Source organism: Streptomyces sp. NPDC046203 (assembly GCF_040646255.1).
In the GTDB taxonomy this organism is placed as follows: domain Bacteria; phylum Actinomycetota; class Actinomycetes; order Streptomycetales; family Streptomycetaceae; genus Streptomyces.
Window position 1 is genome coordinate 74,141 of record NZ_JBEYZX010000005.1, and the last position, 19,336, is coordinate 93,476.

The 19,336-nt window shown below is 72.3% G+C and carries 18 protein-coding genes; 15 read left to right on the plus strand and 3 right to left on the minus strand.

Annotated elements, in window-relative coordinates:
- Positions 1-5: 5 nt before the first annotated feature.
- From ABZ990_RS05980 to ABZ990_RS06035, 12 genes are all read left to right on the plus strand, one after another.
- On the plus strand, positions 6-1,376 hold the full coding sequence (locus ABZ990_RS05980) for an aminotransferase class III-fold pyridoxal phosphate-dependent enzyme (RefSeq protein WP_361225935.1): 1,371 nt from the start codon (positions 6-8) through the stop codon (positions 1,374-1,376).
- On the plus strand, positions 1,373-1,822 hold the full coding sequence (locus ABZ990_RS05985; protein WP_361225938.1) for an SRPBCC family protein: 450 nt from the start codon (positions 1,373-1,375) through the stop codon (positions 1,820-1,822). Before ABZ990_RS05980 ends, ABZ990_RS05985 begins: the two co-directional genes overlap by 4 nt.
- Entirely contained in the window at positions 1,822-2,370 is a 549-nt protein-coding gene (locus tag ABZ990_RS05990; RefSeq protein WP_361225941.1) for a hypothetical protein, read from the plus strand. Before ABZ990_RS05985 ends, ABZ990_RS05990 begins: the two co-directional genes overlap by 1 nt.
- On the plus strand, positions 2,367-3,392 hold the full coding sequence (locus ABZ990_RS05995; protein WP_361225943.1) for a DUF2156 domain-containing protein: 1,026 nt from the start codon (positions 2,367-2,369) through the stop codon (positions 3,390-3,392). The genes ABZ990_RS05990 and ABZ990_RS05995 overlap by 4 nt, the downstream gene beginning before the upstream one ends.
- Before the next feature lie 165 nt (positions 3,393-3,557).
- Positions 3,558-4,514: a VlmB-like protein gene (locus ABZ990_RS06000; protein WP_361225945.1), complete on the plus strand. Its 957-nt coding sequence runs from the start codon at positions 3,558-3,560 to the stop codon at positions 4,512-4,514.
- Positions 4,511-5,374: an alpha/beta fold hydrolase gene (locus ABZ990_RS06005; RefSeq protein WP_361225948.1), complete on the plus strand. Its 864-nt coding sequence runs from the start codon at positions 4,511-4,513 to the stop codon at positions 5,372-5,374. Before ABZ990_RS06000 ends, ABZ990_RS06005 begins: the two co-directional genes overlap by 4 nt.
- A gap of 699 nt (positions 5,375-6,073) precedes the next feature.
- Positions 6,074-6,691, plus strand: a complete 618-nt coding sequence (locus ABZ990_RS06010) for a TetR/AcrR family transcriptional regulator (RefSeq protein ID WP_361225951.1) — start codon at positions 6,074-6,076, stop codon at positions 6,689-6,691.
- Between the two features lie 479 nt (positions 6,692-7,170).
- Positions 7,171-8,103: a hydroxymethylbilane synthase gene (gene hemC, locus ABZ990_RS06015; protein ID WP_361225954.1), complete on the plus strand. Its 933-nt coding sequence runs from the start codon at positions 7,171-7,173 to the stop codon at positions 8,101-8,103.
- Positions 8,104-8,217: 114 nt separating this feature from the next.
- The gene (locus tag ABZ990_RS06020; RefSeq protein WP_361225957.1) at positions 8,218-8,499 is read left to right on the plus strand and encodes a type II toxin-antitoxin system prevent-host-death family antitoxin; all 282 of its coding nucleotides are present in this window, start codon (positions 8,218-8,220) and stop codon (positions 8,497-8,499) included.
- Positions 8,496-8,750, plus strand: coding sequence for a Txe/YoeB family addiction module toxin (locus tag ABZ990_RS06025; protein WP_361225960.1), 255 nt, complete (start codon positions 8,496-8,498; stop codon positions 8,748-8,750). Before ABZ990_RS06020 ends, ABZ990_RS06025 begins: the two co-directional genes overlap by 4 nt.
- A gap of 506 nt (positions 8,751-9,256) precedes the next feature.
- Positions 9,257-9,934, plus strand: a complete 678-nt coding sequence (locus ABZ990_RS06030; protein ID WP_361226382.1) for an RNA polymerase sigma factor — start codon at positions 9,257-9,259, stop codon at positions 9,932-9,934.
- The gene (locus tag ABZ990_RS06035) at positions 9,934-11,286 is read left to right on the plus strand and encodes a hypothetical protein (RefSeq protein ID WP_361225963.1); all 1,353 of its coding nucleotides are present in this window, start codon (positions 9,934-9,936) and stop codon (positions 11,284-11,286) included. The genes ABZ990_RS06030 and ABZ990_RS06035 overlap by 1 nt, the downstream gene beginning before the upstream one ends.
- A gap of 732 nt (positions 11,287-12,018) precedes the next feature.
- On the opposite strand, the gene ABZ990_RS06040 is transcribed toward ABZ990_RS06035, so the two are convergent.
- Positions 12,019-12,924, minus strand: coding sequence for a L,D-transpeptidase family protein (locus tag ABZ990_RS06040; RefSeq protein ID WP_361225966.1), 906 nt, complete (start codon positions 12,922-12,924; stop codon positions 12,019-12,021).
- Positions 12,925-13,185: 261 nt separating this feature from the next.
- Here ABZ990_RS06040 and ABZ990_RS06045 point away from each other — a divergent pair, with 261 nt between their 5' ends.
- From ABZ990_RS06045 to ABZ990_RS06055, 3 genes are all read left to right on the plus strand, one after another.
- The gene (locus ABZ990_RS06045) at positions 13,186-14,766 is read left to right on the plus strand and encodes a methylmalonyl-CoA mutase family protein (protein WP_361225969.1); all 1,581 of its coding nucleotides are present in this window, start codon (positions 13,186-13,188) and stop codon (positions 14,764-14,766) included.
- 315 nt (positions 14,767-15,081) lie between these two features.
- The gene (gene leuE / locus ABZ990_RS06050; protein WP_361225973.1) at positions 15,082-15,762 is read left to right on the plus strand and encodes a leucine efflux protein LeuE; all 681 of its coding nucleotides are present in this window, start codon (positions 15,082-15,084) and stop codon (positions 15,760-15,762) included.
- A gap of 109 nt (positions 15,763-15,871) precedes the next feature.
- On the plus strand, positions 15,872-16,693 hold the full coding sequence (locus tag ABZ990_RS06055) for a MerR family transcriptional regulator (protein WP_361225976.1): 822 nt from the start codon (positions 15,872-15,874) through the stop codon (positions 16,691-16,693).
- Positions 16,694-16,815: 122 nt separating this feature from the next.
- Here the strand turns inward: ABZ990_RS06055 and ABZ990_RS06060 are convergent, their stop codons facing one another.
- Together ABZ990_RS06060 and ABZ990_RS06065 are read right to left on the minus strand one after the other, a co-directional pair.
- On the minus strand, positions 16,816-18,243 hold the full coding sequence (locus tag ABZ990_RS06060; protein WP_361225978.1) for an alpha-2,8-polysialyltransferase family protein: 1,428 nt from the start codon (positions 18,241-18,243) through the stop codon (positions 16,816-16,818).
- Complete coding sequence (locus ABZ990_RS06065; protein ID WP_361225981.1) at positions 18,240-19,301, minus strand: glycosyltransferase family 2 protein; 1,062 nt, start codon at positions 19,299-19,301, stop codon at positions 18,240-18,242. Before ABZ990_RS06065 ends, ABZ990_RS06060 begins: the two co-directional genes overlap by 4 nt.
- Positions 19,302-19,336: the final 35 nt, after the last annotated feature.

Consider the following 19,336-nt stretch of genomic DNA (forward strand, 5'->3'; position numbering starts at 1 on the left):
ACGGCGTGAGCGCGGCCCCGGACGCCCCTCCCACGGGGCAGAGCGTGGCCGCGGATGCCCACCCCACGGGGCAGAGCGTGGCCCCGCCCGCCCACCTCACCGGGCAGAGCGTGGCCGCCGGGTACAAGGCGCACCTGAGCCGGGGGCGCGGCAAGCTCGGCGAGATGTTCGGCGGCCACGTCGAGGTCTCCTCGGCCGGCTGCCGGATCCGTACGGCCGGCGGCGAGGACTTCCTCAACGCCGGCGGGTACGGCGTCTTCCTCACCGGCGCCTGCCACCCCCGGGTGGTCGCCGCGGTCGAGCGGCAGATCCGTACGCTGCCGCTGGCCACCCGGCTGCTGCTGGAGCCGTCGGCCGCGCGGGCCGCGGCAGCGCTCACCGGGGTCTGCCCGGACGGCCTGGAGCGGGTGCACTTCTCCGGCTCGGGCGCGGAGGCGGTGGAGGCGGCGCTGAAGATGGCCCGCAGCCTCGGCCACCGCCGGGTGATCGCGACCCGCGGCGGCTACCACGGCAAGACCCTCGGCGCGCTGTCGGTGACCGGGAAGCCGCTGTACCAGGACCCGTTCCGGCCGCTGCTGCCGCTGGTCTCCCACGTGCCGTTCGGCGACGTGGCCGCGCTGGCGGCGGAGCTCGGATCCGACGGCTCGGACGCCGCGGTCATCCTGGAACCGGTGCAGGGCGAGGCGGGCGTCGTCATCCCGCCGGACGGCTACCTCAAGGAGGTGGCGGACCTGTGCCGGGCGACCGGGGCCCTGTTCGTCCTCGACGAGATCCAGACCGGGATGGGCCGGCTCGGCGCCTGGTGGGGCGCGGACCGCGAGGCGGTCTCGCCCGACATCCTGCTGGCCGGCAAGTCGCTCAGCGGCGGGGTGATCCCGGTGGCGGCGACGATCGCCACGGAGAAGGCCTTCGCGCTCTTCGACCGTGACCCGTTCATCCACACCTCGACGTTCTCCGCGGCGCCGGTCGCCATGGCCGCCGCCGAGGCGGCGATCGAGGTGATCCGGGACGAGGGCCTGACCGACCGGGCGGCCCGGCTGGGCGAGGAACTCCTCGCCCGGCTGCGCGCCTCCGTCACCGAGCACTGCGCGCACCTGGTCCGCGAGGTCCGGGGCGTGGGGCTGCTCATCGGCGTGGAGTTCCACGACGCCGGCGCCGCCGGGGAGTTCCTGCTGGAACTGCTGGACCGCCACATCATCGTGAACCACTCGCTCAACGCACACACGGTCGTCCGCTTCACCCCGCCGGCGGTGCTCGGCGACGGGGAACTGGACGAGCTGTCCGAGGCGGTCCACGCGGCCGCACAGGCGCTCGGCGCGCGCTTTCCGCGGACCGGCACCGGCACCGGCGATACGAACAAGGAGCAGCTGACATGAGAGCGGTAGAGCTGGAACACCGCGGCGCGGGTGTCGACGCGCGGACGGCGTACGGGCTGGTGCGCGACTTCGGGCGCTATCCCGAACTCGTCGACATCGTGCGCAAGGTGGAGGTGCACCCGGCGGACGCCGACGGGGCGGTCGTCAGCGACTGGGAGGTGGACTTCCGCAACGGAGTCCTGTCCTGGTCCGAGGAGGACGTCTTCGACGACGGGGAGATGCTGATCTCCTTCCGCCAGACCGCGGGCGACTTCGAGGTGTTCGACGGCCAGTGGCAGGTGACCCCCGCGGGGCCGGACGGCGCCGGGTGCGTGGTGCGCTTCGAGGCCAAGTTCGACTTCGGCCTGCCGAGCCTCGCCGGGATCATCGACCCGGTGGCCGAGCGGGTGCTGCGCGAGACCATCGCGACCATCCTGAAGGCCCTGCTGGGCGGGGAGGCCGCGTAGTGGACGCCGCGAACCGCTTCGAGTCGCGTACGACGTACCGGCTGCTGCGCGCCGAGTACATGGTCGGCCTGGTCATCAGCGCCTGGCTGCTGATCGCGCACTGGGACGAGGTGCGCTGGCCGGTGGCCGTGGGCCTGTTCCTGTACATCGACCTCATCGGCTACATCCCGGGGGCGATAGCCCACCACCGGGCCCGGGACGGGCGCGTGTCGCGCGTCTACTACGTCCTGTACAACACGATGCACAGCTGGCTGACCGCGGGCGCGGTCGTGGGCCTGTGGGCGTGGGTGTTCGGCTGGGAGTGGGCGCTGCTCGCCGTGCCGATCCACCTGTGCGGGGACCGGGGCCTGCTGGGCAACTTCCTCAAGCCGTTCTCCGTGGAGTTCGAGCCGAAGCCGCACCCGGCGTTCACGAAGTTCGAGACGGCGGTGGAGTCGGCGGGGGAGTCGACGGTGGGGTCGACGGTGGGGTCGGGCGACCAGAGCACCCCGTCCCCGGAGGAGTCGGACGGCCAGGACGCCCCGGCCCCGGTCGGGGCACGCGGATGACCGCGGGTCCCGCCGCGGTCGCGGACCGGGAGGTGGCGCGGGCCGTGGAGCTGCTGCGCGCCCACGCCGACCACCCGAGCGCGGCACTGGCCCTCAACGGGGCCACCCAGCGCTACCAGGGCCGCGATGCGGACGGACTTGTCGCCTATACGCGGCGGGGACGCCGCGACGTGGTGCAGTTCGCGGCCCCCTTCGCCGCCCCGGACGAGCGGGGGAGACTGCTCGACGAGTTCCTCGGCCGGCTGTCCTTTGGCCCGGGAGCGCCGCCCCGGCTGACGGCGGCGCAGGTCGGGCGGGCCGACGTGGGGCTGTACGCGGAGCGAGGGTTCACCGTGAACCAGGTCGGCAGCACGTACGGCATCGACCTGGCCCGCTTCACCTCGCGCGGCAAGGCCCTGGCCAAGGTCCGGCAGAACGTCAACCGGGCCCGGCGGGACGGCGTGACCGTCGTGGAGACGGACCCGGGCGATCCGGGAGACCGGCGCGAGCTCGACGCCATCGACGCCGAGTGGCTCGCGGCGAAGGGCCGCCATGTGAAGGAGCTGTCCTTCCTGATCGGTGAACGGGGCGGCCCGGCGGCGCCGTTGCGCCGTACCTTCCTCGCCCGGCACGACGGCCGCACGGTCGGCTACATCACCTACTCCCCGGTGTGGGGCAGCCGGCCGGGCTGGCTGTACGACCTGACGCGCAGGTCGCCCCGGGCTCCGGTCGGGACCGTGGAGCTGGTCAACCTGACCGCCCTCACCCGCTTCCAGGAGGAGGGCGCGCCCTGGCTGCACCTCGGGCTGACCCCGTTCGCCGGTCTCGACGACCGGCACGAGCCCGAGGGCGCGAGCCGGGGGATGACCAAGGCGCTGCGGCTCGTCGCCGAGCACGGGCGGCTGGTCTATCCCGCGCGGTCGCAGGAGGCGTTCAAGCTGAAGTGGGCGCCGCACGCGATCGAGCCGGAGTACGTCGCGTTCCAGGGCGGGGTGCGTCCGGTTCCGCTCTGGCACCTGCTGCGGACCACGGGCTCCCTCTGAGGCTCGGCCGCGGCTTCCCGTACGACTCCCCGCGCCCCCCCACGTTCCCGGCACCCCCCCCCGCACCCCCACGTCCCCGGCACCCCCCCCACATGCCTGGCGCCCCCACCCCCGGCACCACCCCCTGCTCCGGCGGGACATCCGAGAAGAGAAAGAGGAATCCCCATGACCACCACCCCCGTCGAGGCCGACTGGGACCGTGCCCCGAGCGTGCTCGAAGGCGCCCGGACGCTCGAACTGACCACGGCGGACTGCAACTTGCCGTACTGGCTGCGGCATGTCGCGGGCACGATGCTGCGGCGGCTGTCCGACGGTTCGGTGCCCGACGCGGGACCGACCGCGGCGGTGTGCGAGCCGGGCCCGCTGCGCGACGCCCTCGTCGACGAGTTCACCTTCCGCCACCTGGCGGAGGAGAAGGCGACCCGCGCGCTGTCCTTCCTGGTCTTCCACGCCCCGAGCACCGACGACCTCGAATTCTTCTCGACGCAGCTGATCGACGAGGCCCGCCACGCCCGCGTCTTCCGGGAGCACCTGCTGCGCGTGGGCCTGTCCGAGGGGCAGATCGCGGACGAGGTCGCCCGTACCGCCGCGACGACCGCGGCCTCGGTGCTGGACCCGCTGGAGAAGTTCGGTCTCGAAGTCCTGCGTGACCAGGGCGACTTCCACGGTGGCGTGCTGGTGCTGACCGTCCTCGTGGAGGGCATCCTGGCGCCGGCCGCCGAGCTCAGCGAGCGCAAGTGGCGTCCGCTCGACCCGGGCGCGGCCCTGGTGGAGCGCGGCGCCAACATGGACGAGATCCGGCACCTCGCGGTCGGCAGCTCGGTCGTGCGCGACTATCTGACGAAGCACCCGGAGCAGCGCCCGCGGCTGCTCGACATCATCACGGAAGGCCGCCGCCTGTGGGAGAAGCTCCCCATGGAGGAGGTGCTGTTCCGCCGCGAGTCGCTCTTCCAGGAGGGCCTCGCCCAGCACGCCGAATTCATCGGCGACTACGAGATCTGGCCCGGCCGGCGACTGGTCGACACCGGTATCGAGGAGCGCATGGAGGCGGCCGGCCGCTGGTCGGCCGAGACCCAGGAGGCCCGCCTGGACTACATGCTCCTCACGGACTCCGCCCGATGAGCGCGACCCGCTGGGAGGTGCCGCTGCCGGCGGAGCGCGGTGACGGCCCCCAGCGGATCGTCGCCCAGGTCACCGAGCCGGCCCGGGCGCCGCGCGCGGTGGTGCTGATCTGGCCCGCCATGGCGGTCAAGGCTTCGTACTACGCCCCGTTCTGCGAGGAGTTGGCGGCTCTGGACATCGCGTCCGTCGCCGCCGACCTGCGCGGGCAGGGCGAGAGCGGGCCGAGGCCGGGCCGGGGATCGCGCCACGGCTACGACGAACTGGCCTCGCGGGACTGGCCGCGGATGGTGGCGGCGGTACGGGAACGCTTCGGCGAGGGCGTCCCCTTGTACCTGCTGGGGCACAGCATCGGCGGCCAGGTCTCCGTGCTGTACGCGGCCCGGGAGCCGAAGGGCGTCGACGGTCTGATCTTCGTGGCCGCCGGGTCGGTGGACTTTCGCGGATTCCCGGGCCTGGGCGGTCTTCGGGTGCTGCTGAGCACGCAACTGGCCGCCGTGATCGCCCGGTTGTGGGGCTACTTCCCGGGGCACCGACTCGGGTTCGCGGGGCGGCAGCCGGCCCGGCTGATCCGGGACTGGGCCAGGATCGCCCGTACCGGCCGGTTCGAACCCTCGGGCGCCGACGTCGACTACGCCGAGCGGCTGGGGGACGTACGCCTTCCGGTGCTCGCCGTCTCGGTGGCTGGGGACACCCTCGCTCCCGCGACGGCGGTGGAGCGGCTGTGCGCCACGCTGCCGTCGGCCACCGTGGAGCGATGGCGGTACGAACCCGCCGAGGGGGTCCGGGTCGACCATGTGCGCTGGGTCCGCAAGGGCGCCCCGGTGGCCCAGCGGATCCGCGCGTGGGCCGACGGCCTCTGACCGCATCCGCTCGTACGGGAGCACGCGGCGCGGCCGGAGTGGCGTGCCGGAGTGGTGCGCCGGGGTGGCACAGGCGTGTTGGAGTGGCGCGGCGAAGTGGCGTGCCGGGGTGGCGCGGCGGAGTGGTGTGCCGGCGCGTGGCCTGACGCCGCGTCGGCCCGCCCCGGGGGCCGTGCCTTCGGCTCGCGGCCGCCCGTACTTAACAGAGTTGCCGGAGTGAGCGGCGAGTCTCGGCCACACCCGCGAAGACGTCGCCGCGGTGGCCGGGACGGGTCCGGGCGGGGCCGATCCGGAGAACCGACGGTGCGTCGTTCCACCGTCTCCTGCCCGCCGTGAGGTGCCGGCGGCCGCCGGGCGGGCGGCCGCCGCCGCGGACCCCGGTCCCGACTTGGCCTTCTGCCTGCGGTGGACGTAGAAAGAACGTTTGGTAATGCACGCGGCCGCCCTCTGGGGCCAGTCGCGGGGGAGCGGGCTGCCGTGGGGCCCGTGGCGCGGCGGGGTGCCGGTGCGGGTGACCACGCGGTGTGCCGTTCCGTGTGTGGACGGCCACGGAACCGACTTCGGGACGGTATTGACTTCGGCCAATCCCGTACTTCTCGAAGGAGGGCGATCGGATACCATCCAGCAGCATGGAACGAGTCGTCTCGTTCCAGTAGCTCCAGTGGCATCCGCGCTCCGCGCCCAAAAGACGAGAGATCCATGGGACAAAACAGGAATCTGAAACAAGTATCGGACCACTCCGGCACCCATATGCGGGACTTGGACGCGCGCAACCGGATCCTCGGCGCGACGCTGCGGATCCTGGCTCAAAACGGCTACTCCAAGCTCACCATCGGCGGAGTCGCCGCGGAGGCCCGCGTCGGCAAGGCGACGATCTACCGCTCCTGGCCCAACAAGCCGGCCCTGGTGCTCGACGCCGTACGCGAGGAACTGCCCCCGATCCCGAACGAGGACACGGGCGACAGCGGGGCCGAACTGATCGCGGTGGCCTGCTCCCTGGCCGACCTGTACTGCTCGCAGAAGATCCGGGCGGCGCTGCCGGCCCTGGTGGCGGACGTCGCGGACGACTCGGGGCTGCGCAGCTTCCTCACCGAGCGCTTGATCGACGGCCGCAAGGCATCTTCGCGCGTCGTCCTGGAGCGCGCCGTCGAACGCGGCGTCCTGCCGCCGGACACCGACATCTCCCTGGTCCTCGACTCGTGGGCGGGGGCGATCCTCTTCCGCAGCCTCTTCTTCGAGGAGAACTTCGACGAACAGACCGTCCGGCGGATGGTCGCCAGCACGGTGGCGTCACCTCCACGGCTTCCCCAGGACTGAGCCCGCCTTCCTCCGCCCTCCCGGCACGACCGCGCGGACGTCCGTCGTCTTCGTCGACTCCTCCCCGGGTCGAGGAGGGTGAACGGTCGACGCCGGCGGGCCCGGTGACCGAAGTCCGTGCACGGCGCGCCCGGAGGTCAGGGCCGGGACGCGCCCTGCGGCCGCCGCGCCTTCGTCGGGCATCTCTCCCCGGATGCCCGCGATGGCGCGGCGGGGTGGTGGCGGGGTGGCGGGTTGCGGTCTCCGCGTCGGCGGACGGCGATCGGCTCGTGGTGTCCTCGGGGGCGTGCCCGAGGACCGTGTTCCGGCCGACGCTCCTCGGAGCCGGCGAGCGGCGCCCGATCCCGCTCGCCCCCACGGCACTGTTCCCTCCCGACACCCATACCGACCCTTTGGTGACAAAGTGTCGGAATCCGTGCACCCTCCACGCGCGTACGATGAAGGCCCAATAGGCCATCTCTGTCGAGGAGTTGATCCGAATGGGTGACGTGGTACGGATCGGATCGAGGGCCAGCAAGCTGGCGCGCGCCCAGGTCGCGGAGTGGCTCGCGCCGATCGCCGAGCGGTTCCCCGGGGTCACGTTCAAGCGCCAGGTCATCCTCGAAGGCGGGGACGTGGACCGCGTGACCCCGACCCTGGCCGAGGTGGCGAAGACGTCCGGCGGGTCGGCCTTCTCCACCAACCAGGAGGCGGCCCTGGTCGCGGGCGAGGTCGACGTGATCGTGCACTCGCTCAAGGACCTGCCCACCGCCGTGAGCGAGGGCACGCTCCTGCTGACCACCCCCGGCCCGCGCGAGGACGTCCGGGACGTACTGTGCGGCGCGACGCTCGCGGGCCTCCCGCGCGGAGCGAGCGTCGGTACGGGCGCCCCGCGCCGCGTGGCCCAGCTCCTCGCCCTGCGCCCCGACCTGCGGGTGGTGCCGATCCGCGGCAACGTCCCCGGGCGGCTGGCCCGGGCCACCAGGGGCGAACTGGACGCCGTCCTGCTCGCGGCGGCCGGCCTGAACCGGCTCGGCCTGCTGCCCGAGGCGCACGAGGTGCTCGACCCCGCCGTCTTCCTCCCGTCCCCCGGCCAGGGCGCGCTCGGCATCCAGGTTCGCGCCGGCTCCCTGGCCGCCGAGCTCCTGGCCGCCACCGGGGACCCGGGGGTCGACGCCTGCGTCCGCGCCGAACGCGCCCTGCTCGCCGAACTCCACGGCGGCTGCTCGGTCCCGGTCGGCGCCTGGGGCCGGATCGGCCCCGACGGAATGCTCCACCTGTCCGCCACGGTGACCTCCCTCGACGGCGCCCAGCAGGTCACGGCGGCGGGCGAGGGCCCGGTCGAGGACCCGGAGAAGGTGGGCGCGGTGGTCGCGGGCGAACTCCTCGCCCATGGGGCGTCCGGCATCCTGCGGTCGATCCGTGCGACCTGACGCCGTGGGTGCATGAGAGTGTCGCCGTTCTCGTGTTGTGTTCCGGTGAGGCACTCCTCGAGTGGATCGCAAGCGGTACGCTATGTGGTACCACTTGATTCAGGGAGGCAGTCCATGTCCATAACCGCGAGTGAAGCCCGCAAGGCCCTCTTCCCGCTGATCAAGAAGGTCAACGACGATCATGAGGCCATTGAGATCGTCTCCAAGCATGGGAATGCCGTGCTCGTCTCGGCCGAGGACTACGCCGCGCTGCGCGAAGGCTCATACCTGCTCCGCTCACCTGCGAATGCGCGGCGGCTGCTCAAGGCGTACGAGAACGCTCTGGGCAACGTTGGCGTGTCGGAGCGTGCGCTGATCGATCCGGACGCGGTGGATCCTGCCGTGGATGCCGCGTGAGGATCGTCTTCGAAGATCAGGGCTGGGAGGACTACGTGTCCTGGCTCAAGAACGACCGCAAGATACTCGCCCGGATCAATAAGCTCATCGAGGACGTCAAGCGCGACCCGTTCACGGGAATCGGCAAACCCGAGCCCCTCAAGTACCACTTGCCCGGGGCGTGGTCGAGGCGGATCGACGACGAGCATCGCCTTGTCTACCTGGTCCAAGACCAACAGGTCGTGATCCTCGCCGCTCGGTACCACTACTGATCGCCGAGTCGGCTCTCTCGCGAACGTCCCCCTCCAGCCCGAGCCCCCCGAGTACGGGGACGACTCCTACGGCGGCGGATCCCATGGTGGTGAGGCGTGCGGCAACGGTTCGGGCGGGAGCGGCTCGTACGGAGGAAGCCCGGCGGACGCCCGGCGCGCGACGCACTCGCGCCGAGCCGGCGGCGGCCGGGCACTTCCGCGATCGGGAGATCCGGTGATCCGGCCGGAAAAGGGAGACGACCGAGGCCGCCACCCCCCACAGGAGAGGCCCCGGTCGTCAACCGTGGAGTCGCCGAGGCGGCTCCGTATTCCTTACAGCGCCGTCGCCCCGATTTCTGTCACACCCCACCCCGACCCGGGCATCCGAGCGGGAAGTTGCGCGTTGTACAAAGTTCCGGACCGCGTGGACGCGGTGCCCGGAGACGACGTAGCGTTCTGCTGCGCCGGGGGGCGGCGTGGCGGTGACCACCGGCCACGATGAGCGCGACAACGGGCAGGTGTGGGGAGTGCTGGGGGACGAGGCGGAGCTGACGGCCGCAGTGCTCGCCGCGCGGAACGGCGACGAGCGGGCATTCCGCGCCGTGTACCACGCGGTGCATCCGCGGCTCCTCGGCTACGTGCGCACCCTCGTCGGCGAGGCCGACGCCGAGGACGTCACCTCCGAGAGCTGGCTCCAGATCGCCCGCGACCTCGACCGTTTCACCGGCGACGCCGACCGCTTCCGCGGCTGGGCCGCCCGGATCGCCCGCAACCGCGCCCTCGACCACATCCGGATGCGCGGCCGCCGTCCCGCCGTCGGCGGCGACGAGACCGAACTCACCGACACACCCGCGGAGTCCGACACCGCGGACGAGGCCCTGGAGGCCCTGGCCACCGGCCACACCATGCATCTCATCGCCCAACTGCCCCAGGATCAGGCCGAGGCCGTGGTGCTGCGCGTCGTCGTCGGTCTGGACGCCAAGAGCGCCGCCGACACCCTCGGCAAGCGCCCCGGCGCCGTACGCACCGCCGCCCACCGCGGACTGAGGAAACTCGCCGAACTCCTCGGCGCTTCCGGCCCGGACGGCGACGCCGGCGATACCGGTCCGCTCCGCGCCGTGCCCGCCCAGCGCGCCGTACGGGCCGGAGCCCCGCCCCCCGGACGTGTGACGCAAACACGCGCGCGGACGCAGAAGGACATGTGATGGCCGACGAGCGGTATGCATGGCTCGACCAGGAGACCTCGGAGCGGCTGCTGCGCGGTGAGCCCGTCGACCCCCCGGACGACGAGGCCCGCGACCAGGCCCGGCTCCTCGCGAGCGCCCTCGAATCGGCCCGTACGCCACCACCCCTGACCCCCGTCGGTCCCGACGGCGAACTCCCCGGCGAGGCAGCCGCCTTGGCCGCCTTCCGGGCGTCCGCAGCGGGACGGGGCGCCGGCGCCAAGCCCCTGTCGGCCGGGGCCTCCGGGCCGGGCCGGCCGACCGACCTCGGCGCAGTCCGGCTCGGGCCCGCCGCCGGGTCCCGCCGCTGGGGACGTTCGCTGCGGTACGGGCTGGCCGCCGCGTTCGCCGCCGTCACGGTCGGCGGGGTCGCCGTCGCCGCGGGTACGGGGGTCCTGCCGCTGACCTCCCACCCGGCGGGCGACTCGGTCAGCGCCGCCCAGACCGCCGGTCCGAACGCCTCCGGTACGGCCGGCGGCTTCGGCACCGAACTGCCCGCGACGTCCTCCGGCGGCTCCGGCGGGTCGTCCGCCACACCCGGTACGACCTCCGGCCCGGGCACCGGCCCGGCCCGCCCCGGCGGCACCGCCGACGCGCCCGGCACGGACGCCGGGACCGACCCGGAGGAGGACGGGGACGGGGACGAGGACGGGAACGGCACCGCCGAACGCGCCCGGGCGCTCCAGGCCTGCCGCGACTACCGCGCGGGCACGCTCGCGGCGACCGGGCGGCAGCGGCTCGGCACCCTGCTCCGCAACGGCGAGACCGTCAAGCGCTACTGCGACCGGCTGCTGTCCGGCGCTTCCGGCCCGTCGGCGACACCCTCCGCGGGACGTACGCCGACCAGTGGGCGTACGCACTCCGGGAACGGCGGCGGCTCGGGCAACGGAAACGGCAACGGGAACGGGAACAACTCCGGGAACGGCAACGGGAACGGGAACGGATCGGGTTCCAACTCGGGTTCCGGAAACTCCGGCTCCGGCAACAACTCCGGGAACGGCGGCGGCTCCGGTTCCGACGGCGGCGACGCCGACGGCGACGGCGGCAACGGGCACGGGAACAGCAACGGGCACGGCAACGGCAACGGCAACGGCAACGGCAACGGAAGCGGCAAGAACAACAGCAACAACAGCAACAGCAACAACAACGGGGGGAACCAAGGGCAGTCCGCCGGAAACAGCCAGGCCGGCCACAACAACGGCAACCAGAGCAGTAGCAACCACGGCAACGGCAACAGCAACAAGGGCAACGGCAACAACAGCCCGAACGACCGCCAGAACGACCGCCAGAACGACCAAGCCAAGCCGCGCGAACCCGCCCTCGCCCTCGCCTGACGAGTCCGCTCCGGCCCGCTCCCGGCACCTCCGCCGGGAGGCATATGCCGGAGGGTGTGACACTTTCCGGCCCCGAGACGCAGTAGAGAGTGAGCCGACTGGTCATCGGCGAGCGCACAGAGCCGGGGTTCCCCCCGTACCTCCGGCTCGGCGCACCTGGCGCGGGCGGGTCACGTTCCCCCGGACCCGCCCGCGCCCCTTCCTCTCCCGCTGCCGTTCCCCGCACTTCACGGCACGTCACCAGCGAGAACTTTGCAACCACCGCCCTTGGCAGGGAAAATGGTGAAGATGCCCCACGCGAACCACGAAATGGACGAACCGCGCACTCCACTGATCATCGTGGATGACGACCAATGGGTATACGTCCACTCCTCCGCAGAGGACCTCGCTCGTGCCGTCGAGCCGGCCTTGCTGGACGACATCGTGGATGCCTTCGACGGATCGGCGCGCCCACTGCGTATCACCTGGGCCGGGGACTCCGCGCAGGTGGTGGTCGCTGACGGAGCGCCCCAGCTGCATCGACTGCAAGAGCGCATGGACTCCTTTTTCCGCGCATGGACGAGGAACGCTCCTCCGTCACATGCGGCAACGGCAGAGAACTACGTCCCGCGCATGCTTGAGGCATACGCTCTGAGGAACGAGCCGCGCCACAAGAGCAAGCGGCCTCGAAAGACCGAATAGGCAGACCGCGCCCCTTCCTCTCCCGCTGCCGTTCCCCCACTTCACGGCACGTCACCAGTGGACGACGACCTTGTCGCCCACCTTCACCTGATCGAAGACGCGCGCGAGCTTCGTCCGGTCCCGGACGTTGACGCAGCCGTGCGACGCGCCGGCGTAGCCGCGGGCCGCGAAGTCGGGCGAGTAGTGGACGGCCTGGCCGCGGCTGAAGAACATCGAGTACGGCATCGGCGTGTGGTAGATCGTCGACGTCCAGTCCCGGGCCTTCCACTCCACCTGGAAGGTGCCCTCGCGGGTCGGGGTGTTCTCCGAGCCGAAGCGCACGTCCATCGCCGAGACGACCTTGCCGTCGATCATCCAGGCGAGCGTCCGGCTCTCCTTGCTGATGCACAGCACCCGCCCGGTCAGACAGCGCGGGTCGGGCTTGTCGAGGGCGTTGGTGGTCGGCGGGGTCAGCTCGGCGGCGGTCGGCCGGTGTGTCCCCGCGACCAGCCGGTCCCAGGTGGTCTGGTCGACCGAGCCGGTCGCCGGCAGCCCGTGCTTCTTCTGGAAGGTGCGCACCGCGGCCGTGGTGATCGAGCCGTAGAAGCCGGTGGGCGCCCGGCCGAAGACGCCGGCCTGCCGCAGCCGCGCCTGGAGTTCGCGGACCCGCGCGCTCTCGGCACCCTCGGCCATCAGGACCTTCGCGGAAGGCGACGGGGAAGGCGTGGCCGTGGCCGTGGGCTCGGCGGAGGAGGGGGAGGGTGCGGGAGCGGGGGAGGAGGGCTTGGCGTCGTCCGTCGGTGTTCCGGACGGCGCCGCTGTCGGCGCCGCCGCCGACGCGGACGTGGACGGCGCCCGGCCGGACGGGCCCCCGCCCGACCCTGCGGTGGACCCCTGCCCCGGATCGCAGCCCGCCGCCAGGGCGACGGCCGCGGCAGCCAGGACCGCCGCACGTATGACGGACGACGAACGTTTCATCGGTGTCCCCCCGGATAGCCGCGCAAGCCGTGTGCACCAAACCGTGTGCACCAAGTCGTGTGTACCCAAAGGATGCTTCCCCGCCGCGCGCGGTTGCGCACGTGACCGAACCGAGACGGGCATGCTGTGAGGAAGGTCCCAGCGGGCTGCTCTCCTCCGGCCGGTACGCCCGGCACTACAGTCCGTCGCGAGGGGTCGGTACCCACGAGTAGCGGTTGAGTTTGCCGCTGAGCAGCAGCGGTTGATCGGGAGGCACAGCACATGGCGCGCGAGTCGGAGTCCGGACTGCCCATCGAGCCGGTGTACGGGCCGGACGCCCTGGAGGGCTGGGATCCGGCCGAGAAGCTGGGCGAGCCGGGCGCGTACCCCTTCACCCGGGGTGTGTACCCGTCGATGTACACCGGACGGCCGTGGACCATGCGCCAGTACGCGGGCTTCGGCACCGCCGTGGAGTCCAACGCCCGCTACAAGCAGCTCATCGACAACGGCACCATGGGCCTGTCGGTCGCCTTCGACCTGCCGACCCAGATGGGCCACGACTCCGACGCGCCGCTGTCGCACGGCGAGGTCGGCAAGGTCGGGGTGGCGATCGACTCGGTCGACGACATGCGGGTGCTGTTCGACGGCATCCCGCTGGACAAGGTCTCCACGTCGATGACCATCAACGCGCCCGCCTCGCTGCTGCTCCTGATGTACCAGCTGGTCGCCGAGGAGCAGGGCGTCACGGCGGAGAAGCTGACCGGCACGATCCAGAACGACGTGCTGAAGGAGTACATCGCCCGCGGCACGTACATCTTCCCGCCCAAGCCGTCGCTGCGCCTGATCGCGGACATCTTCAAGTACTGCAAGGCCGAGATCCCGAAGTGGAACACCATCTCGATCTCCGGCTACCACATGGCCGAGGCCGGTGCCTCGCCCGCGCAGGAGATCGCGTTCACGCTCGCGGACGGCATCGAGTACGTCCGGACGGCCGTCGCCGCCGGCATGGACGTGGACGACTTCGCGCCGCGTCTGTCGTTCTTCTTCGTGGCGCGGACGACGATCCTGGAGGAGGTCGCCAAGTTCCGCGCGGCCCGCCGGATCTGGGCGCGGGTGATGAAGGAGGAGTTCGGGGCGAAGAACCCGAAGTCGCTGATGCTGCGCTTCCACACGCAGACCGCCGGCGTGCAGCTCACCGCCCAGCAGCCCGAGGTCAACCTGGTGCGCGTCGCGGTGCAGGGCCTCGCGGCCGTCCTCGGCGGCACGCAGTCGCTGCACACCAACTCCTTCGACGAGGCCATCGCGCTGCCGACGGACAAGTCGGCCCGGCTCGCACTGCGCACCCAGCAGGTCCTCGCGTACGAGACGGACGTCACCGCCACCGTCGACCCGTTCGCGGGCAGCTACGTGGTCGAGCGGATGACCGACGAGGTCGAGGCCGCGGCGGTCGAGCTGATGGCGAAGGTCGAGGAGCTGGGCGGCGCGGTCGACGCGATCGAGCGCGGTTTCCAGAAGAGCGAGATCGAGCGCTCGGCGTACCGCGTCGCGCAGGAGACGGACTCCGGCGAGCGGGTCGTCGTGGGCGTCAACCGCTACACGATCGACGTCGAGGAGCCGTACGAGCCGCTGCGCGTCGACCCGGCGATCGAGGCGCAGCAGGCCGAGCGCCTCGCCGCGCTGCGCGCCGGGCGCGACCAGGCGGCCGTCGACGCGGCGCTGGCGGAGCTGAAGAAGGCGGCGGAGGGGACGGACAACGTCCTGTACCCGATGAAGAAGGCGCTGAAGGCGCGGGCCACGGTCGGCGAGGTGTGCGACGCGCTGCGCGAGGTGTGGGGCACGTACGTGCCGACGGACGCCTTCTGACTGATTCTGGCCGACGTCCACGGGCACCGGCCCGCCCGCGGGTGAACGACACCTGCGGGCGGGGCCGGGCGGGTCGGGCGGGTCGGGCGGGGTCGGGCGGCCTCCGGTCCGCGCTTCCGGCCGCCTCTCCCGGCCGCCTCTTCCGCCGGCCTCTCCCGGCCGCCTCTTCCGGCGGCCTCCCCGGGCCGTTTTCCGGGCGCCATCCGGGCGTTCTCCGGGCGTCATCCGAGCGTTCTCCGGGCGCCCTGCGGCGGTCGGTTCCGCCTACTGAAACCCGAAAGCGGAACCTCGTACTGGTGTGCGACACTCCGCACCATGCTGGGTGTCACCGATCTGCCGACCTATCTCGCCGGCCTGGCCGTCATCATTCTCCTGCCGGGGCCGAACTCCCTCTACGTGCTGTCCGTCGCCGCCCGCAAGGGCACCCGGACCGGCTACAAGGCCGCCGCCGGCGTCTTCACCGGCGACACGGTCCTGATGACCCTCGCCGCCCTCGGCGCGGCCTCGCTCCTCCAGACCACGCCCGTGCTCTTCCTCGTCGTGAAGTACGCGGGCGCGGCCTATCTGACCTGGATGGCGTACGGGATGATGCGCTCGGCGATCTCCATGTGGCGCGCGCACCACCAGGAGCGGGAACCGGCCGAGCCGGCCGCGGCGGAGATCGCCCAGGCGTCGGAGGCGGCCGAGGCGGCGGAGCACCCGTACCGCAGGGCCCTGGTCATCAGCCTGTTCAACCCGAAGGCGATCCTCTTCCTGATCTCCTTCTTCGTGCAGTTCGTCGACCCGTCCTACGCCTATCCGGCGCTGTCCTTCCTGGTCCTGGGCACGCTGCTGCAGACCGGCAGCTTCCTCTACCTCACCACCCTGATCTTCAGCGGTACGCGGCTCGCCGCCGCCTTCCGCCGCCGCAAGCGGCTGTCCGCCGGGGCGACCTCGGCCGCCGGGGCGCTCTTCCTCGGCTTCGCCGTGAAGCTCTCGCTGAGCAGCGCGGCCTGATCCGGACACGTCCCCCTCACCTCCCTCGTTCCCTCACCTCCCTCGCCCCCTCGTCGCGAGTCCGCGGGTTGACCCTGACACCGTGTGAGGCGGTCCCGTAGGAGTCGTCATGTTCACCATCGGAGACTTCGCCCGGTACGGGCGGGTGTCGGTCCGCATGCTGCGCCACTACGACGCCATCGGACTGCTGCGCCCGGCCCGTGTCGACCCGCACAGCGGCTACCGCCACTACACGGCGGACCAGCTCGCCCGGCTCAACCGCGTCATCGCGCTCAAGGAACTCGGCTTCACCCTGGAACAGGTGGGGGCCATCCTCGACGACGAGATCGGCGCGGACGAGCTGCGCGGGATGCTGCGGCTGCGCCAGGCCGAACTGGAATCGGCCCTGGACGCGGCGCGGGCCCGGCTCGCCCAGGTCGGCGCGCGGCTCCGAGCCATCGAGAGCGAGGGACACATGTCCACACAGGACGTCGTCGTCAAGAAGATCCCGGCCGTCCGGATCGCGGAGCTGAGCGCCGCCGCGGCCGGCTTCGGCCCGAAGGACATCACACCGGTCATCGGCCCGCTGTACGAGGAACTGTGCGCCCGACTGGAGGCGGCGGGCGTCACCGGGTTCGGCCCGGGCATCGCGTACTACGAGGACGCGGGCCGGGGCGACGGCTCGGTCGTCGTGCACGCCGGGATGACCGTGGCGGAGGGGACGGTCGCGGAGGGCGTGCTGGTGCACATCCTGCCGGGCGTCGAGCAGGCCGCCACCATCGTCCACCGGGGTTCCATGGACGGCATCCTGCCGACCGAGCAGACCCTGGCCGCCTGGATCGGCACCAACGGCTACCGGTCGGCCGGCTACGCCCGCGAGCTCTACCTGGAGTGCCCCGAGGACCCGGCCGGCTGGATCACCGAGATCCAGGAGCCGGTCAGCCGGGTCTGACCGGTCGGGGCGAGCGCGGGCGGCTGCGGTCGGGTGCGGTCGACCCGGAGGCCGGCCGGACCGGCACCCGACGCAGGTGTCGGTCCGGCGCGACGGCCGACCTCCTCGGCCGACCTCCTCGTTCAGCCGCGCCGGACCGAAGCCGCCGCCCGCAGCGCCCGCCGCCGCAGCTTCAGGGCGCGGCGGGCCAGCCGGCGCAGACCCGGGTGTCGGGGGACCGGCAGTCCGCCGGGCAGTCCGAGCGAGGTCAGCCGGCGCAGGGTGACGTGCTCCCGGGTGACGGCCGCGTGCGGGCCGGACAGATGGCGTACGGCCGCGTCCCGCAGATCCGGCCGCAGCTTCGACTGCATTACGAACCCGACCGCCGCCACCAGGTCCGCGAGCGCGGTCCTGGTCAGGGGCGAAGGCCCGGCGTCCGCCGGATCCTCCTCCAGATCCGGTACGAGCGCGTCCGTGAGGACGAGCGGGATCCGGTTGCTGTTCGCGTACGGCGTGAGCCGGGCGAGCAGCGGCCGGGTGCCGACCTTCGCCGTCGGGATCCCGTAGAAGGCGCTCGCCGTGAACAGTGCCGTCGAGAAGCAGCCCACCACGAGCGCGGGCCGCAGCTCTCCGTACAGCACCTCGGCGAGCACCGGACGGTCCAGGACGGTCAGTTCGGCGCCGAGCGCCGCCGCCTCCCGGACCAGCGCGGCCGACCAGGCGTCGGGGGCGCTCGGGTGCGGCTTGAAGACCAGCCGGCGGTGGCCCCGGGCGATCGCGCCGCGCACCATCCGCAGATGCAGGTCGCCCTCCTCCTCGGGGGTGAGGAGGGAGAGGGCCGCCAGGTACTGGCCGAGCAGCAGCGCCGGCCCGGGCTCCGCCTCCGCCTCCGCGCCCTTCTCCTCCTCGCCCGCCTCTGCTCTCGCCCCCGCCAGCTCCTCGACGACCTTGGTGAACGCCTTCGCCGGTACGGCCTCGGCGACCGCCCCGAACTCCGCGAGCAGCAGCGGCTTCAGGCCCGGCACCAGATCCAGGTGCAGCAGTCGCCGGACCCGTTCGCCGACCAGCGGATCGATCTTGTTACGGGTGGGGCCGTAACTCATCAGCCCGTCCGCGTACACATGGATCGCCGCCTCCGGCAGCAGCCGGGCGATCGTCAGGGCGGGCGCCACCTGGAGGGATTCCACGACGAGTTCGACCCGGTGACCGGGGCCCTCGCCGAGTCCCCACAGTCGTCGCACATACCGCTGGAGCAGCGGCAGATCGTCCGCGCGGGGCGTCCAGCCGCCCGGGTGCAGCGGCTCGATCGTCGCGTTCCAGTCGAGGATCTCGTCGAAGCGGCCGCGCAGCCGCTCGAAGCCGGGCATCCGGTGGACGGGGGTGGTGGTCTCCGGCACGGCCGCGTTGGTGGAGACGAGCAGCAGCCGCCGGCCGGCCGGTGCGAAGCAGCCGCTGTCGAGGGCGGCGGCCAGCGTCGCGGCGCCGTACAGCGTGGAGACGTAAAAGATCTGCGTGGTGCCGGCACCGGCGCCGGTGCCGAGGCTGGTGGGGCGGTTCGTAGGGCTGCTCATGCGGTGCTCGTCTCCTGGTGGACCGAGGTGGCCGGGTCGACGGCCGGATCAGCGGCGGGCCCGCCCGGACCGCCCGGACCGGCGGTCGGCGCGCCGAGGACGGGACGTCGGCGCTTCAGCCGCCGCAGTGGGCCCGCGCGGTCCTCGCCCATCGCCGCCAGTGTCTCCGCGAGCACGTCCTGCGGCAGCCGGCGCAGGGCCGCCGCGCTCCGGATGCGCAATTCCCGGGCCACCCGCGGCTCGAATCGTTCGCTGTTCCCGAGATGATGGGAAATCACCGCGCAATAGGTGCGGACCGCTTTGGGAAGAAGTAGATCCGCCTCCGGATCGGCGCTGGTCTCCTCGATGACCTGATCGAAAGCGCGCAGGAAATCGAGTTGCCGGACATCGCCGATCTGGGTGAGCGAGGTGGCGACTCCGCGCCGGTAGAAGATTCCGGGTTCCCCGGTCACGGCGAAGGATTCCGCTTCCCGGTGCAGCCGCCAGATCCACGGCCGGTCCTCGGCCGTGCGCAGCCCGTCGGTGAAGTGCAGCAGCCCTCGGTCGAGCAGCCGCCGCCGGTAGATCCCGGCCCAGGCGTACGGATAGTCCACGGCCGTGCTCCGGTCCGAGGGCAGGATCACGTCGCGCGGGCTCAGCACCTCGTCGCGCCGGCCCACCGGCACCCGCCGCACCGACCGCTTGCGGCCGGTGACCTGGACGTGGTCGACGCGCAGGAAGTCGCAGTCCAGGGCGTCGAGATCGGCGACGAGCCGGGCGTAGAAGCCGGGGGAGAGCCAGTCGTCCCCGTCGAGGAAGGTCAGATACGCGCCGCGGGCGGCGTCCAGACCGGTGTTGCGGGCGGTGGCGAGACCCTTGTTGTGGGGGTGCCGGAGCAGCCGCGCGCCCGGGATCTCGTGTTCGGCACGGGCCAGGAGTTCGGTGGTCCCGTCCGTCGAACAGTCGTCGACGAGCAGGAACTCGAAGTCCTCGCGGGCGTTCGCGCGCAGGCTTCGCAGGGTGTCGGAGGCGTATGTCTGCACGTTGTGGAACGGCACGACGACGGAGAGCTTGACCACCCGGCCGACGCTAGGCGGCGCCCCGGCATTCGCCC

Bases quoted from the DNA above. Each gene is read 5' to 3' on its own strand.
- ABZ990_RS05985 (WP_361225938.1), top strand. From the start codon at position 1,373: ATGAGAGCGGTAGAGCTGGAACACCGCGGCGCGGGTGTCGACGCGCGG.
- ABZ990_RS05995 (WP_361225943.1), top strand. From the start codon at position 2,367: ATGACCGCGGGTCCCGCCGCGGTCGCGGACCGGGAGGTGGCGCGGGCC.
- ABZ990_RS06000 (WP_361225945.1), top strand. From the start codon at position 3,558: ATGACCACCACCCCCGTCGAGGCCGACTGGGACCGTGCCCCGAGCGTG.
- ABZ990_RS06005 (WP_361225948.1), top strand. From the start codon at position 4,511: ATGAGCGCGACCCGCTGGGAGGTGCCGCTGCCGGCGGAGCGCGGTGAC.
- ABZ990_RS06010 (WP_361225951.1), top strand. From the start codon at position 6,074: ATGGGACAAAACAGGAATCTGAAACAAGTATCGGACCACTCCGGCACC.
- hemC (WP_361225954.1), top strand. From the start codon at position 7,171: ATGGGTGACGTGGTACGGATCGGATCGAGGGCCAGCAAGCTGGCGCGC.
- ABZ990_RS06020 (WP_361225957.1), top strand. From the start codon at position 8,218: ATGTCCATAACCGCGAGTGAAGCCCGCAAGGCCCTCTTCCCGCTGATC.
- ABZ990_RS06035 (WP_361225963.1), top strand. From the start codon at position 9,934: ATGGCCGACGAGCGGTATGCATGGCTCGACCAGGAGACCTCGGAGCGG.
- ABZ990_RS06040 (WP_361225966.1), bottom strand. From the start codon at position 12,924: ATGAAACGTTCGTCGTCCGTCATACGTGCGGCGGTCCTGGCTGCCGCG.
- ABZ990_RS06045 (WP_361225969.1), top strand. From the start codon at position 13,186: ATGGCGCGCGAGTCGGAGTCCGGACTGCCCATCGAGCCGGTGTACGGG.
- leuE (WP_361225973.1), top strand. From the start codon at position 15,082: ATGCTGGGTGTCACCGATCTGCCGACCTATCTCGCCGGCCTGGCCGTC.
- ABZ990_RS06055 (WP_361225976.1), top strand. From the start codon at position 15,872: ATGTTCACCATCGGAGACTTCGCCCGGTACGGGCGGGTGTCGGTCCGC.
- ABZ990_RS06060 (WP_361225978.1), bottom strand. From the start codon at position 18,243: ATGAGCAGCCCTACGAACCGCCCCACCAGCCTCGGCACCGGCGCCGGT.